The following is a 15,944-nucleotide window of genomic DNA, read 5'->3' on the forward strand; positions in this document are numbered from 1 at the left end:
GCGCGGCGTGAGCTTCCACAATCCGAGGATGCCCTGGTCGAAGCTGGAGCAGGTGCTCTCCGGGCGGGCCGAGGGTGGGCGGGCCGACGGCGGGCGGGCCGACGGTGAGCGCCACCTGCACGTGGTCGACCCGCTCGCGGTCGACGCCGACGGCGGTGACTCGCCGGCCTGGAGTCGCAAGCGCCAGGAATACCGGCCGCCGGAGCTGGCCCGCCCGGACGACGCGGTGCCCTACGCGGAGCTGCACGCGCACTCCAACTTCAGCTTCCTCGACGGGGCCAGCCACCCGGAGGAGATGGCCGAGGAGGCCGCCCGGCTGGGGCTCACCGCGCTCGCCGTCACCGACCACGACGGCTTCTACGGCGTGGTGCGCTTCGCCGAGGCGGCCCGCGCGCTGCGGCTGCCGACGATCTTCGGGGCGGAACTGTCCCTCGGGCTGCCCGGTCCGCAGAACGGCGAGCCCGACCCGCTCGGCCGGCATCTGCTGGTGCTCGCGCACGGGCATGAGGGGTACGCGCGTCTCGCCGCCACCGTCTCCCGGGCCCAGCTGCGCGGCGGGGAGAAGGGCCGCCCGGTCTACGGCGAGCTGGAGCAGATCGCCGAGGAGCTGCGCGACCACGTGCTGGTGCTCACCGGCTGCCGCAAGGGGCACGTGCCGGCCACGCTGCTCGCCGACGGGGTCGACGCGGCGGCCCGGGAGCTGGACCGGCTCACCGCGCTGTTCGGCGCGGAGACGGTGGCGGTGGAGCTGACCGACCACGGTCACCCGGTGGACGCCGACCGCAACGACGCGCTCGCCGACCTGGCCGCGGCGGCCGGGCTGCCCACGGTGGCCACCAACAACGTGCACTACGCCACCCCGGGTCGGCGTCGGCTGGCCACCACCGTGGCCGCGGTCCGGGCCCGGCGCAGCCTCGACGAGATCGACGGCTGGCTGCCCGCCGCGGCGACCGCCCACCTGCGCAGCGGCGCGGAGATGGCGGCGCGGTTCGCCGCGTACCCGGGGGCGGTGGCGCGGGCCGCCGAGTTCGGCGCGGAACTCGCGTTCGACCTGCACCTGGTCGCGCCGCAGCTGCCGGCGTACCCGGTGCCGGCCGGGCACACCGAGATGAGCTGGCTGCGCAAGCTGACCATGGACGGCGCCCGGGAGCGCTACGGCCCGCCCGAGGCGCACCCGGAGGCGTACGCGCAACTGGAGCACGAGCTGCGGATGATCGACGAGCTGGGCTTCCCCGGCTACTTCCTGGTGGTCTACGACATCGTCATGTTCTGCCGCGAGCAGGACATCTACTGCCAGGGCCGGGGGTCGGCGGCCAACTCGGCGGTCTGCTACGCGCTGCGCATCACCAACGTGGACGCGGTCCGGCACCGGCTGCTGTTCGAGCGCTTCCTCGCCCCGGAACGGGACGGACCGCCCGACATCGACGTGGACATCGAGTCCGACCGCCGGGAGGAGGTGATCCAGCACGTGTACGCCCGCTACGGCCGGGAGCACACCGCCCAGGTCGCCAACGTCATCTCGTACCGGCCGCGGTCGGCGGTGCGGGACGTGGCCAAGGCGTTCGGTTTCTCGCCCGGCCAGCAGGACGCCTGGAGCAAGCAGATCGACAGGTGGGGCTCGGTCGCCGCGGTCGACGTGGCGGACATCCCCGAGCAGGTGGTCGCGTACGCGAACGAGTTGCAGACGTTTCCCCGGCACCTGGGCATCCACTCCGGCGGCATGGTGATCTGCGACCGGCCGGTGATCGAGGTGTGCCCGGTGGAGTGGGGCCGGATGCCCGGCCGCAGCGTGCTTCAGTGGGACAAGGACGACTGCGCGGCCGTCGGCCTGGTCAAGTTCGACCTGCTCGGCCTCGGCATGCTGTCGGCGCTGCACTACGGCTACGACCTGATCGGAGCCAGCCTGGACCTGGGCGGGATGACGCTCGACGACCCCGAGGTCTACGACATGCTCTGCCGGGCCGACTCGGTGGGTGTGTTCCAGGTGGAGAGCCGGGCGCAGATGGCGACCCTGCCCCGGCTCCGGCCCCGCGAGTTCTACGACCTGGTGGTGGAGGTGGCGTTGATCCGTCCCGGCCCGATCCAGGGCGGCTCGGTGCACCCGTACATCAGGCGCAAGAACGGCCAGGAGCCGGTGACGTACGCGCACCCGCTGATGCGCAACGCGTTGGAGAAGACGCTCGGCGTGCCGCTGTTCCAGGAGCAGCTCATGCAGCTCGCCATCGACCTGGCCGGGTTCGACGCGGCCGGGGCCGACCAGTTGCGCCGGGCCATGGGGGCGAAACGCTCGGTGGAGCGGATGGCGCAGATCGCCGACCGGCTCTACGCCGGAATGGCCGAGCGGGGCATCACCGGTGAGCTGGCCGACGACGTCTACCGCAAGCTCACCGCGTTCGCCAGCTACGGCTTCCCGGAGAGCCACGCGATGAGCTTCGCCTACCTGGTGTACGCCAGCTCGTGGCTCAAGCGCTACCACCCGGGACCGTTCCTGGCCGCGCTGCTCAACGCCCAGCCGATGGGCTTCTACTCACCGCAGACGCTCGCCGAGGACGCCCGCCGGCACGGCGTGGAGGTGCGCCGGCCGGACATCAACGCCAGCGGCGCCAAGGCGGTGCTGGAGTCGACGCCGCAGACCCGGTGGGGCAGCCTGCCCGGGGAGCCGCCGCACGCCTGGGGGCTGGGCGGTCCGGCGGTCCGCCTCGGGTTGGGCAGCGTCCGTACCCTCGGCGAGGACGTGGCCGAGCGGATCGAGACGGAGCGGACGGCGCACGGGGCGTACCGGGACATGCCGGACCTGGCCCGCCGCGTCGGTCTCACCGCCGCGCAGCTGGAGGCGCTGGCCACCGCGGACGCCTTCGCCTGTTTCGGGTTGACCCGGCGGCAGGCCCTCTGGGCCGCCGGCGCGGCGGCGCAGGACCGGCCCGGCCGGCTGCCCGGCACGGTGACCGGCGCGGACCCGCCCACCCTGCCCGGCATGGCGGCGGTGGACCGACTGGTCGCCGACGTCTGGGCCACCGGCCTGTCCCCGGAGAGCCACCCGGCCCGGTTTATCCGGGACCGGCTCGACGCGCTGGGCGCGGTGCCGATCGCCCGGCTCGGTCAGGTGCCGCCGGGGCAGCGGATCCGGGTCGGTGGGATCGTCACCCACCGGCAGCGGCCGGCGACCGCCGGTGGGGTCACGTTCCTCAACCTGGAGGACGAGACCGGCATGCTCAATGTCACTTGCTCCCCGGGGTTGTGGCAGAGATACCGTCGAGTCGCCCGCACCAGCGGAGCACTTGTGGTGCGGGGCCGGTTGCAGCGGCACGAGGGCGTCACGAACCTCACCGCGGACCGGCTGGACGCGATCGAGCCGCCCGTCACGCCGGCGTCCCGGGATTTCCGTTGACCGTAGTGATCCACATTACGGTTTCCCGGGGCCGGACGCGGGAGACTCCCGGACACGGGTGGGCAGAGCGGCCCACCCGGGTATGGGGGATGACCAGATGACCTTTCAGCGCACGTACCCCGGTGGCGTGGCCAACGCCCGACGGACCCGCCTGGGCGCCGGGTGGGCGCCCACCCACGAGATCGAGCCGCGCGAGCACCAGGTGACCGACGGCCCGGTGGCCAACGCCCAGCGCTCCCGCGGCGCCGAGGAGGACCCGGCCGGCGGCGGCGAGTCCTGACCCCGGGCCGGGGGGGTGACCGGCCCTGATGGCCATGGCTGGTCCTACTGGCCATGGCCGCACGGCCCTCACTGCGTTCGGTGCGTTTGGCCATGGCTGGTCCTACTGGCCATGGCCGCACGGCCCTCACTGCGTTCGGTGCGTTTGGCCATGGCTAGGCTCGGCGGCGTGGAGCAGACCCGAACCCTCACCCCCCGCACCGCCGTGATCTGGACGGTGCTCCGGGCCGAGCTGGACCGGCGGGCCGGCGATCGACTCTCCGTGCTCGACGTCGGCGGCGGGACCGGCGGCTTCGCCGTGCCGCTCGCCGAGGCCGGCCACCAGGTCACCGTGGTCGACGCCAGTCCCGACGCGCTCGCCGCGCTGACCCGCCGGGCCGCCGAGGCCGGGGTCGCCGATCGGGTACGCGCCACGCAGGGCGACGCCGACGCGCTCGCCGGGCTTGTCGAACCGGCCGCGGTGGACCTGGTGCTCTGCCACTCCGTCCTGGAGGTGGTCGACGACCCGGAGCCGGTGACCGCGGCGCTGGCCGCCGCGCTGCGCCCGGGTGGCGCGGCGAGTGTGCTCGTCGCCGCGCGGGCCGCCGCCGTGCTCGGCCGGGCGATCAACGGTCAGCTCGACGCCGCCGTCGCGCTCGCCGCCGACCCGCAGGGCACCGCCGGCGGCCGGGACACCCTGCGCCGTCGCTACGACGCCGACGGCGCGGGCGCGCTGCTCACCGCCGCCGGGCTCGTCGTCGAGGAGATCCACGGCGTACGCGTGCTCGCCGACCTGCTCCCGGCGGCCGTGGCGGACGGTCAACCGGCCGCCCTGCTGGACCTGGAGTGCGCCCTGGCGGCGAAGCTGCCGTACCGGGACCTCGCCGCCCAGTTGCACCTGTTCGCCCGCCGCCCGGCATGACCGGCCCGGCGCCGGGTCCGCTCGACCGGGTCGCGCCCCGCTACGACGGTGGCAGCCTGGTCGACGTGCTGCCCAGCGCGCTGGCGCTGCTCGGGGTGCCCGGCGCGGTGGACCGGCTCGGCCTGGCCCCCCGGCTGGCCGGGGTACGCCGGATCGCCGTGCTCCTGGTCGACGGGCTCGGCTGGTACCAGATCCCCACCGCCGCCCGGTACGCGCCGACGCTGGCCGGGCTGGCCGCCGCCACCGGCGTCCCGCTCACCGCGGGTTTCCCGTCCACCACCCCGACCAGCCTGGTCGGCCTCGGCACCGGCGTGCCGCCGGGCGCGCACGGGGTGCTCGGCTTCACCGTCCGGGTGCCCGGCACCGACCGGGTGCTCACCCACGTCGACTGGGCCGGCGACCCCGACCCGTCCCGCTGGCAGCCGGTGCCCACCTGGTACGAGCGGGCCCGCGCGGCAGGCGTGGCGGTGACCGTGGTGAGCCGGCCCGAGTTCGCCGGCAGCGGTCTCACCCTGGCCGCCAACCGGGGCGGCGACTACCGGGGCGCGACCGGGATCGACGCGCTCGCCGCGCGGATGCTCACCGCGTTGGCTGCCGGCGCCGGTCCCACCCTGGTCTCCGGCTACCACCCCGACCTCGACCGGCACGGCCACCTCAGCGGCGTCGACTCCGTACCGTGGCGGACCGCCGCCGCCGAGGTGGACGCGTTGCTGGCCCGGCTGGTGGACGGGCTGCCGCCGGACGCCGCGCTGCTGGTCACCGCCGACCACGGCCAGCTCGAGGTGCCGGCCGGGCACCGGTTCGACCTGGACGCCGATCCCCGGCTGCGGGCCGGGGTGCGGGTGGTGGCCGGCGAGCCCCGGGTCCGCTACCTGCACACCGAGCCGGGCGCCGAGGCCGACGTGGTGGCCGCCTGGACGGCGGTGCTCGACGGCGCGGCGGACGTGCTGACCCGCGCCGAAGCGGTGGCCACCGGCTGGTTCGGGGCGGTGCCCGAGGCGCACCTGGCCCGGATCGGCGACGTGGTGGTGGTCTGCCGGGACACGTACGCGGTGGTCGCCACCCGCTCGGAGCCGCCGATGGCGTCGCGGCTGGTGGCGTACCACGGGGCGGACACCGCCGCGGAGATGACCGTCCCGCTGCTCGTGGTCCGGGGCTGACCGCCGGGTCGTTGTCGGACCGGCGGGTTAGCCTGCGGGGCATGGGGCGCAGCCAGTCATTGCCGCGGGGCGGCGGAGACCCGCGCTTCGGGCCGGACGCCGACGACACCGGCTGCCCGATCCTGCACGTCGACATGGACGCGTTCTTCGCCTCGGTCGAGGTGCGTCGCCGTCCCGAGCTGCGCGGTCGGCCGGTGGTGGTGGGTGGTGTCGGTCCGCGCGGGGTGGTCAGCTCGGCCAGCTACGAGGCCCGACAGTTCGGCGTACGCAGCGCCATGCCCATCGCCCGCGCCCGCGCGCTCTGCCCGGGCGCGGTCTACCTGCCGCCCGACTTCGGCGCCTACTCGGAGGCGTCCCGCGCGGTGATGCGGATCTTCCGGGACGTCACGCCGCTCGTCGAGCCGCTCTCGCTGGACGAGGCGTTCCTCGACGTGGCGGGCGCCCGGCGGCTGTTCGGCCCGCCGGCGGCGATCGCCGCGCTGATCCGTCGCCGGGTGGCCGAGGAACAGCGGCTGACGTGTTCGGTCGGCGTCGGGCCGAGCAAGTTCGTGGCGAAGCTCGGTTCCACCCGGGCCAAACCGGACGGCCTGCTCGTGGTGCCCGCCGACCAGGTGCTGGAGTTCCTGCACCCGCTGCCGGTGTCGGCGCTGTGGGGGGTGGGGGAGCGGTCGGCGGACGCGCTGCGCCGGCTCGGCCTGCGCACCGTGCGTGACCTGGCCGAGGCGCCGCCCGGCCTGCTGCGCCGGGCGGTGGGCGAGGCGTCCGCCACGCACCTGCACGAGCTGGCCTGGGGGCGGGACCCGCGCGGGGTGTCCCCGGAACAGGTGGAGAAGTCGATCGGCGCGGAGGTCACGTTCGACACCGACGTCACCGACCCGGTGGAGATCCGGCGGGCCCTGCTCGCCCTCGCCGACAAGGCCGGCACCCGGCTGCGGGCGGCCGGGCAGGTGGGGCGCACGGTGTCGCTGAAGGTCCGGTTCGCCGACTTCCGCACGGTGAGCCGCTCCCGCACCCTCGCCGTGCCGACCGACACGGCCCGCGAGATGTTCGACACGGCCTGGGCGCTCTGGGGCGTTCTCGCCCCGCGCGAGCCGGTTCGCCTGGTGGGCGTGCGGATGGAAGGGCTCGCCGTGGCGGAGGAGACACCACAGCAGCTCACCCTGGGTGCGCCGGAGCGCGGCTGGCGGGAGGCGGAGGCGGCGGCCGACGCGGCGGCTGCCCGTTTCGGGCGATCCGTCATAGGTCCGGCCAGTCTTCTCGGGCGGCGTGATAAGCACCGAGTCGAAAAACCGACCCGGCCGTAGGTCGTCCCGCTTTCCGACGCGCGAGCACCCTCGTAGACTTGCGGGTAAGCAGCCGGTTGGCTGCCACGGTCTGTCGGCCCGACCGGGCCGACCAACGTGACCGGGGAGGAGTGCCGTGCCGCTCTCGGAGCACGAGCAGCGGCTGTTCGAGCAGATCGAGCAGTCGCTTGCCGAGGATCCCAAGTTCGCCTCGGCTGTGCGCGCCAGCGACCCGCGTTTCCACGCGCGGCGTCGCGTGCTCGTCGCTGCCGGCGTGGTCGTCGTTGGTCTGGCCCTGTTGATTTACGGGGTCGTGATCAAGATTCCTGCGGTGGCCGTGGCGGGCTTCGTCGTCATGCTGGCCTCGTCGGGCTACGCGGTGCAGTCGCACCGCCGGTCCCAGACGCCCGACCTGCACGTGGTGGGCGGCACAACGACAAGCCGGCGTCGTCCCCGTGGCCGCAGCAGCGGCGGCCGTCGGGGCTCCTTCCTCGACCGGATGGAGGACCGTTGGCGGCAGCGCCCGGAGGGCCACCGCTGACCGCGATCCACCGCTGACCGAGGCGGGCCGCGACGGACGCCTGCCGGCGTGTGCCGGCAGGCGCACTCCCCGCGCGCCCTCCCGTCCCCTCCCCGTCCTCCCCTGATTCACTGGGGGGTGGGTCAGCGGGCCAGCAGGCGACGGGGATTCCAGCGCAGCAGCCGCTGCCGTACCTGACCGGTGGTGATGACCAAGCGGGCCGACCGCTCGGCCAGGGCGGTCCGCCACCGGATCAGCACCGACGGCGGCAGCACCGCCGCCAGCAGCCGGGTCCGCCGGCTCGCGCCGGCCGCGAGAGCCCCGCGTACCGTCCGCAGCGCCGGCTGCAACTCCGCGCCGGTCAGCGGGTCCCGGGCGTAGCGGGCCCGCTCCTCGGCGCGGCCCAGCAGTCGTACCCCGGTGGCCGCGCCCGCGTCCTCGACCAGCGCCTCCCGGGCCAACCGCTCCGCGGTCGCCCGCGGGGTCTCCGTGCCGTCCACCGGGACGTGGAAGTCGACAAGCGTGTCCAGCAACTCGTCCCAGACGGCGTGCGCGTCGGCGCGGGCCGCCTCGGCGTCCACCCCGACCACCACCTCGCGGGTCTCGCCCCGCTGCCCGGGCACGGTCACGGCGGTGGCCGCCGGCACGGTCGCCCGGACCCGGCGCCGGCGGCGAAGCGCCGAGCGGCGCAGGGCCGGTACGGCGAGCAACGCCAGCAGGGCGAGCGCCCCGGCCAGCCACCACGGCCAGACCGGCGCCCGCCGGGTCGGCCCGCTCTCGCCGAGCGCCAGACCCTGGTCGGCGTCCTTGTCCAGGCGGTCCGGCTCGTTCGGGCCGGCGGACGGGTCGACCCCACCGGGTGCGGCGCTGCTGCCGGGCGCGGGGGCGTTCTCCTCCGGGGCGTTCGTGTCCGGCGCCCAGGACGACCGGACCGCACCCGGGATGCTCGCCGCCGGGGTGGCGTCGAACGGCACCCAGCCGATGCCGCCGAAGTAGACCTCGGTCCAGGCGTGCAGGTTCTGGTTGGTGAGCACGTAGGTACCGCCGTCGACGTTGCTGCCGTTGGTGAACCCGACCGCCACCCGGGCCGGTACGCCGGCCTCCCGGACCAGCCAGGCCATCGCCGCGGCGTACTGCTGGCAGTAACCCACCTTGGTGGCGAGGAAGTCGGTGATGTCATCCCCGCTGCTGCCGTTGCGGGTGGACAGCGCGTAGGTGAAGCCGTTCTCCACCGAGAAGTAGTCGTAGACCGCCCGCACCTTGTCGTAGTCGGTCTGCTTGCCCTTGACCAACTGCTTGACCAGCCGCTCGACGGCCGGCACGGACGGCCTGGCGGTCTGCAGCGTCATGATCCGGCTGTCCGAGGGGAGGGACGGCGCGGCGCGCAGCGCCGACGGGCTGAACGTCGACCGCACGTAGTCGAAGGAGTAGCGCTTGCCCCGGGCGTTCTCCCGGTTGGAGAACACGACCTGCTGGTTCGGGTCGTACAGCCAGTAGTTGCTGAGGTCGTCGGTGTCGACCGGCTCGGCGTAGACCGGCAACAGCGGCATGTTCAGGTTCTTGGTCACCTCGACGGTGGCCCGGTAGCGCTGCTGCTCGACCCCGCGGGGCGCGCGCTCGCCCGGGTCGGGCAGGCCACGGGTGACCGCCCGGCCGGTGGGCACCCGCGCCTGGAAGCCGTTCGGCCGCAGGTCGTCCACCACGCCGAGGCGCAGATAGAACGGGTCGGGCTCGTTGGTGGTGACCTTGACCAGGTCGAACCGCTCGCTCTGGTTGAGCTGACCGCTGAGCGCGGCGAACAGGTCGACCCGGCCCGGGCTGCCGCCCTGACCGGGCCGGCCGTTGCCGTCGCCGTTGCCGGCGCCGACGGTGCTCATCAGGCCGCCGGTCATCCCCGGTACGGCCAGCGGCACCGCCACCGCCACCGCCACCCCGACCACGGCCAGCCGGCGGCCGGCCGCGGCCAACGGCGACGCCTCCCAGACGTCGACGTCACGCCCCTCGCCGGTGAACCGGCGACCGAACCGGCGCACCCGGTCGACGTTGTCGGTGACCAACAGCCACAGGTAGCCGGCGGCGCCCACCACGAACGGGGTGGCGGGGACGCTGTCCACGTAGACCGCCACCGGCACCGAGTAGATGGCCAGCATCGGCAGCCCGGCCAGCGCCGGCCGGCGCAGCCCGACCGCGAGCACGTCCACCACCACGGCCACCGCGCCGATGCCGAGCACGGCCAGGAAGAGCAGCGAGTCGACGTCGGGCACCTCGACGCCGTACGTGCGCATGTCCTCGAGCGAGGACGAGAGCAGGTCACCGAAGTGGACGAACGTGGCCGGGGTGGGCACGAACGCGAACACCTCGGTGCCACCCGGGAAGACCCACGTCAGGCCCAGGGTCAGGCCACCCAGCATGGCCAGCAGCTGACCCCACAGCGGGGCCCGGCCCAGCCGGCTCAGCGCCGCCGCGCCGGCCACCACGGAGACCACGATGGCCGCCTGGACCAGCCACGTCCAGCGTTCGAAGATCGCCGACAGCGGGGCCGCCGACAGCAGGGTCGCCGCCGCGGCGACGAAGCCGATGTTGCGGTGCGGGGTCACCTGACCACCTCTCGGTTATCGCATGCCGCCGGCGACCGTCTCGGCCAGCGCCGCCCGCAGGGCGAAGCCCTGGGAACCGCGGCCGGCCTGCGGCCACAGCGCCGGCAGCCGGTTGCCGTGCTCCACCCCGATCACCCGCCAGCCGCTCTGCAGCAGGGCGAGCGCGGAGCTGCCGTGTGCCCGCTCCGCCTCGGCCCGTGCCTTCGGCGGCAGGTTCAGCCAGGTGTTGCTGTCGAGCAGGAACGCCACGCAGGTGGCGCCGTTGCCACGCAGCCCGGCCAGCAGCTCCGCCTCGGCGTCGCCGAGCGTGCCGAGGAGCGCGATGATCAGGCCGCCGTCGGCCCGCTGCCGAACCTGCTGCACAAGCGTGGTGATCTCGCCCCGCCGGTCGAGGTGCACCTCGGCCAGGTGGTCGAGGAGCAACCCGTCGCCGCCGGCCTCGGTGGCGCCGACGTCGGTGCCGGCGCCGGTGACCAGGCGCAGCTTGTAGCCGGCCTGACGCAGGTGCACGGCGATGCTGGCGGCGGCGGAGACGGCCCACTCGAAGCTGGCCGTCGGGCCCTCGCCCCGGTGGCCGGCGGCCCGGGTGTCGAGCACCACGGTCGCCCGGCTCTCCCACGGCTGTTCCTCGCGGCGCACCATCAGCTCGCCGGTGCGGGCGGTCGACTTCCAGTGCACCCGGCGCAGGTCGTCGCCCATCCGGTATTCCCGGGTGGCGGCGTCGTCCTCGCCGTGCACCGCCACCGAACGCGCGCGGCTGTCGCCGCTGCCGGCGTACTCGCCCGGCAACCGCACCGCGGGCAGCGGGGTGACCTGCGGGATCACGGTGAGGTGGTCGGTGCTGGGGAAGGACCGGGTCAGCTCGCACAGCCCGAACGGGTCGGTCAGCCGGATCACCAGCGGACCCACGTCGTAGCGGCCCCGCACGTCGGCGCGGACCGTGTACGCCACGGAGCTGGCCTGGTGCGCGCCGAGTCGCTCCAGCACCACCCGGGGCCGGCTGCCCAACGCGTAGGGCAGCCGGTCCTCCAGCAGCAGCGTGCCGGTGGGCAGCCGGGACAGGTTCTGCAGCCGCAGCACCACCCGGGAACTGGCCCCGACCGGCACCCGGTGCGGTTCGAGCGTGCGGTTGCAGGCCAGCTTGTAGCGGCTGCGCCCGACGTACGCGGCCGCGAGCAGCGGCAGGACGGCGAGCAGGACGGCCACCCGGAGCAGGTCCTTCTCGCCGAGGATGCCGGCGGAGATCGCGGCGGCGACCGCCGCCGCCAGGAAGGAGCGGCCGCGGGTGGTCAGCCCGCGCAGGCCGTCACGCACGTCACGGCCTCCGCGGCTCGTACGGCCCGCGGCCGTTGCCGCTCCCGGGCCGGGTGTCGTACGGGGAACGCTGCCGGTCGTGCGGCAGCGGCAGGCGGTGCACCAGTTCGGCCACGATCGCGTCGGTGGTACGCCGGGCCAGCTGCGCGTCCGCGGTCGGGATGATGCGGTGCGCCAGCACCGGCACCGCCAGGGTCTGGAGGTCGTCCGGAAGGACGTAGTCGCGGCCCTCCAGGGCGGCCACCGCGCGGGCCGTGCGCAGCAGTTGCAGGGTGGCCCGCGGGGACGCGCCGAGTCGCAGGTCGGGCGCCTCGCGGGTGGCGGTCACCAGGTCGATGGCGTACTGCTTGACGGCGTCGGCGACGTGCACCTGACGGACGTGGCCGATCAGCCGGCGCATGGTGGCCGCGTCGGCGACCGGCCGCAGCGCCGGCAGCGGGTCGGTGGCGCCGTGCCCGTCGAGCATGGCCAGCTCGGCGCTCGGGTCCGGGTAGCCCATCGCGATGCGGGCGGTGAACCGGTCCCGCTGCGCCTCGGGCAGCGGGTAGGTCCCCTCCATCTCGATCGGGTTCTGCGTCGCGATCACCATGAACGGGGTCTGGAGCTGGTAGGTCACCCCGTCGACGGTGACCTGCCGTTCCTCCATGCACTCGAGCAGGGCCGACTGGGTCTTCGGCGAGGCCCGGTTGATCTCGTCGCCGACCACCAGGTTGGCGAAGACCGCGCCCGGGCGGAACTCGAAGTCGTGGGTCTCCTGGTTGTAGACGCTCACACCGGTGACGTCGCTGGGCAGGAGGTCGGGGGTGAACTGGATGCGGCGGACCGAGCAGTCGATGGAGCGGGCCATCGCCTTGGCGAGCTTGGTCTTGCCGACGCCGGGAACGTCTTCGATGAGGAGGTGGCCCTCGGCCAGCAGCACCGCCAGGGCGAGCCGGACGGTGGCCGTCTTGCCCGCGATGACCTGCTCGATGTTGGCCACGACGGCTTCGCTGGCGGCACGGAACTCGTCGTGCGGCAGCAGACCGCCCACCTCGTCCCAGGTCTGTTGTGTCACGGGCCTCCTCCTCGTCGCCGGAACGGCAGCTCTGTATAGAGCACCTGGACCCGCCGTTGGGTTCGCGACGCCGAGCCTCGTCTGCCGCACGCATCTCACTGGCCTCTCAGGCTAACCATGTTTCTCGTCAACGCCGACTCCCGCAGGTGGTCGGTCGGTTACACCCGGAATATTCGCCGGACGGGGGATCGGGGTACACTGCCGGGCATGGCCGGAGTGTTCCTGCTTCTTACCGAGCCGTGCTGATGCGCTGAACGCGCGACAGCACGGCCGCCCCTCCTGTGCGAGGGGCTTTTTTGTGCCCGCAGCAGACCTCCCACCACCCGAGACGAACGCGCCGAGGAGACGCCATGAGTGAGGCAGCCGCACCGGCCACCGACATCCCCCCGTTCCGGTACACCGCCGCCCTGGCCGACGAGATCGAGCACCGCTGGCAGGAGACCTGGGCGCGGGAGGGCACCTTCCACGCGCCGAACCCGACCGGCCCGCTGGCCGATCCGGACCACCCCCGCGCGGGCGCCGAGAAGCTGTACGTGCTGGACATGTTCCCCTACCCGTCGGGCGCCGGCCTGCACGTCGGCCACCCGCTGGGCTACATCGGCACCGACTGCTACGCCCGCTACCAGCGGATGTCCGGGCGCAACGTGCTGCACGCGATGGGCTTCGACGCGTTCGGCCTGCCCGCCGAGCAGTACGCGGTGCAGACCGGCACCCACCCCCGCGCCACCACCGTGCAGAACATCGAGCGGTACCGGGCGCAGCTGCGCCGGCTGGGGCTGGGCCACGACGAGCGGCGGTCGGTGGCGACCATCGACACCGACTTCTACCGCTGGACCCAGTGGATCTTCCTGCAGGTCTTCAACTCCTGGTACGACACGGACGCGAAGAAGGCCCGGCCGGTCGCCGAGCTGATCGCCGAGTTCGAGGGCGGGAACCGGCCCACCCCGGACGGCCGCCCGTGGGCCGAGCTGACCGTGGCCGAGCGCCGCCGCGTCGTCGACGACCACCGGCTGGCGTACGTCTCGGAGGCGCCGGTGAACTGGTGCCCGGGCCTGGGCACCGTGCTGGCCAACGAGGAGGTCACCGCCGACGGCCGCTCCGAGCGCGGCAACTTCCCGGTCTTCAAGCGCAACCTGAAGCAGTGGATGATGCGGATCACCGCGTACGGCGACCGGCTGCTGGACGACCTGGACACGCTGGACTGGCCGGAGCCGATCAAGTTGCAGCAGCGCAACTGGATCGGCCGGTCCACCGGCGCGCACATCGACTTCCCGACCGACGCCGCCCCGGTCCGGGTGTTCACCACCCGCCCGGACACGATCTTCGGCGCCACCTACATGGTGCTGGCGCCCGAGCACGAGCTGGTCGACGTGCTGGCGCCGGCCGCCTGGCCGGAGGGGACGAAGGACGCCTGGACCGGTGGGCACGGCAGCCCGCGCGAGGCCGTCGAGGCGTACCGCAAGGCCGCCGCGGCCAAGACGGACGTCGAGCGGCAGGCGGACAGCAAGGAGAAGACGGGCGTCTTCGTCGGCGCGTACGCGACGAACCCGGTGACCGGCGGGCGAATCCCGATCTTCATCGCCGACTACGTGCTGGCCGGCTACGGCACCGGCGCGATCATGGCGGTGCCCGCCCAGGACGAGCGGGACTGGGCCTTCGCCGAGGTCTTCGACCTGCCGATCGTGCGCACCGTGGCCCCGCCGGAGGGCTTCGACGGCAAGGCGTTCACCGGCGACGGCCCGGCGGTCAACAGCGCGGCGCCGGAGCGGGGCATCGACCTGGACGGCCTGGGGGTGGCCGACGCCAAGGCGCGGATCATCGAGTGGCTGGAGGCGAACGGGCACGGCGCGGGCGCGGTCACCTGGCGACTGCGCGACTGGCTGTTCTCCCGGCAGCGCTACTGGGGCGAGCCGTTCCCGATCGTCTACGACGAGACCGGGGCGCCGATCGCGCTGCCGGAGTCGATGCTGCCGGTCGAACTGCCCGAGGTGGACGACTTCTCGCCGAAGACGTTCGACCCGGAGGACGCCGCCAGCAACCCGGAGACCCCGCTGTCGCGGCGACGCGACTGGGTGGAGGTGGAGTTGGACCTGGGTGACGGGCCGAAGCGCTACACCCGGGAGACGAACGTGATGCCGCAGTGGGCCGGCTCCTGCTGGTACGAGCTGCGTTACCTGGACCCGACCGACTCGCGGCGGTTTGCCGACCCGGCGAACGAGGCGTACTGGATGGGCCCGCAGCGACCCGGCGACTGCGGCGGCACCGACCTGTACGTCGGCGGCCAGGAGCATGCCGTGCTGCACCTGCTGTACGCCCGCTTCTGGCACAAGGTGCTGTTCGACCTGGGGCACGTCTCGTCGTTCGAGCCGTTCCGCAAGCTGTTCAACCAGGGCATGATCCAGGCGTACGCGTTCGTCGACCCGCGCGGCGCCTACGTGCCCGCCGAGGAGGTCGTCGAGGTCGACGGCCGGTGGTTCCACGGCGAGAACGAGGTCCGGCGCGAGTACGGCAAAATGGGCAAGTCGCTGAAGAACGTGGTCACCCCGGACGACATGTGCGCGGCGTACGGCGCCGACACGTTCCGGGTGTACGAGATGTCGATGGGTCCGCTGGAGGTGTCCCGCCCGTGGGAGACCCGGGCGGTGGTCGGCTCCTACCGTTTCCTGCAGCGGGTCTGGCGCACCGTCGTCGACGAGCAGACCGGCGGGCCTCGCGTCACCGACGCCCCCGCCGACGAGGCGACCCGGCGGCTGCTGCACAAGGTCGTCGACGGGGTCCGCGCCGACATGGACGGGATCCGATTCAACACCGCCATCGCCAAACTGATCGAGCTGACCAACGGCCTGACCCGGCTGGCCGAGACGCCGCGTGAGGTGGCCGAGCCGCTGGTGCTGATGGTCGCCCCGTTCGCCCCGCACGTCGCCGAGGAACTGTGGCGCCGGCTGGGCCACGACACCTCACTGGCGTACGCGGACTTCCCGGTGGCCGATCCGGCGCTGCTGGTGGCCGAGTCGGTGACCTACCCGGTGCAGGTCAACGGCAAGGTGCGCGGCCGGGTGGAGGTGCCGGCCGACGCGCCCGAGGACGCGGTCCGCGCGGCGGCGCTGGAGGCGGTGGCCGGCGCGCTGGCCGGCAAGGAGCCGCGCAAGGTGATCGTGGTGAAGGGACGGATGGTCTCGGTCGTCGCCTGACCTCGCCGTCTTCGAGGCTCGGTCCGGCTGGTATGGCCGGGGCGGCGGCCGAGCCGTCGAGGGCTGACGGACGGCTGCGGCGACGAGGACTGGACGGACCGGCCGGGTCGGAAAGGGGTCTGCGGCGCCTACAAACTTGATGACGTGAATGACTCGCTCCTCCGCGATGGCAATCCACGTCCGTGCGGAGGCAGCCTGGCGTCCGTGCGGAGGCAACCACGCGCGTCCGCGCGGCTGAGTCATCTATGCCATCAAGT

Annotated in this window: 10 protein-coding genes; 7 read left to right on the plus strand and 3 right to left on the minus strand. The window is 73.9% G+C overall.

Translation table 11 applies throughout. The features are described from left to right. The first annotated feature begins 7 nt into the window (after positions 1-7). The 6 genes from O7602_RS07230 (at position 8) to O7602_RS07255 (ending at position 7,552) form a co-directional block, all read left to right on the plus strand. Positions 8-3,388, plus strand: a complete 3,381-nt coding sequence (locus tag O7602_RS07230; protein WP_281587439.1) for an error-prone DNA polymerase — start codon at positions 8-10, stop codon at positions 3,386-3,388. A gap of 97 nt (positions 3,389-3,485) precedes the next feature. Then, positions 3,486-3,668: a hypothetical protein gene (locus tag O7602_RS07235; protein ID WP_281587440.1), complete on the plus strand. Its 183-nt coding sequence runs from the start codon at positions 3,486-3,488 to the stop codon at positions 3,666-3,668. 150 nt (positions 3,669-3,818) lie between these two features. Beyond that, positions 3,819-4,568, plus strand: coding sequence for a methyltransferase domain-containing protein (locus O7602_RS07240; protein ID WP_281587441.1), 750 nt, complete (start codon positions 3,819-3,821; stop codon positions 4,566-4,568). Further along, the gene (locus tag O7602_RS07245; RefSeq protein ID WP_281587442.1) at positions 4,565-5,728 is read left to right on the plus strand and encodes a nucleotide pyrophosphatase/phosphodiesterase family protein; all 1,164 of its coding nucleotides are present in this window, start codon (positions 4,565-4,567) and stop codon (positions 5,726-5,728) included. Before O7602_RS07240 ends, O7602_RS07245 begins: the two co-directional genes overlap by 4 nt. Positions 5,729-5,769: 41 nt before the next feature. After that, a complete protein-coding gene (locus O7602_RS07250; protein ID WP_281587443.1) occupies positions 5,770-7,032 on the plus strand; it encodes a DNA polymerase IV in 1,263 nt (420 codons plus the stop codon). Between the two features lie 115 nt (positions 7,033-7,147). After that, positions 7,148-7,552 (plus strand): DUF3040 domain-containing protein, encoded by a 405-nt coding sequence (locus tag O7602_RS07255; protein WP_281587444.1) that lies wholly within the window; start codon positions 7,148-7,150, stop codon positions 7,550-7,552. A 122-nt stretch (positions 7,553-7,674) separates the two neighbouring features. Here O7602_RS07255 and O7602_RS07260 read toward each other — a convergent pair whose 3' ends face one another. Genes O7602_RS07260 through O7602_RS07270 form a run of 3 tightly spaced genes read right to left on the minus strand, consistent with a single transcriptional unit; the run spans position 7,675 to position 12,496 of the window. Continuing rightward, positions 7,675-10,128, minus strand: a complete 2,454-nt coding sequence (locus tag O7602_RS07260) for a DUF3488 and transglutaminase-like domain-containing protein (RefSeq protein ID WP_281587445.1) — start codon at positions 10,126-10,128, stop codon at positions 7,675-7,677. A 15-nt stretch (positions 10,129-10,143) separates the two neighbouring features. Next, entirely contained in the window at positions 10,144-11,442 is a 1,299-nt protein-coding gene (locus tag O7602_RS07265; RefSeq protein WP_281587446.1) for a DUF58 domain-containing protein, read from the minus strand. Position 11,443: 1 nt separating this feature from the next. Next, the gene (locus tag O7602_RS07270; protein ID WP_281587447.1) at positions 11,444-12,496 is read right to left on the minus strand and encodes a MoxR family ATPase; all 1,053 of its coding nucleotides are present in this window, start codon (positions 12,494-12,496) and stop codon (positions 11,444-11,446) included. Between the two features lie 350 nt (positions 12,497-12,846). Between O7602_RS07270 and leuS the strand changes: the two genes are divergently transcribed. After that, the gene (gene leuS / locus O7602_RS07275; protein WP_281587448.1) at positions 12,847-15,687 is read left to right on the plus strand and encodes a leucine--tRNA ligase; all 2,841 of its coding nucleotides are present in this window, start codon (positions 12,847-12,849) and stop codon (positions 15,685-15,687) included. Positions 15,688-15,944: the final 257 nt, after the last annotated feature.

The organism is Micromonospora sp. WMMD1128, assembly GCF_027497235.1.
GTDB lineage: Bacteria > Actinomycetota > Actinomycetes > Mycobacteriales > Micromonosporaceae > Micromonospora.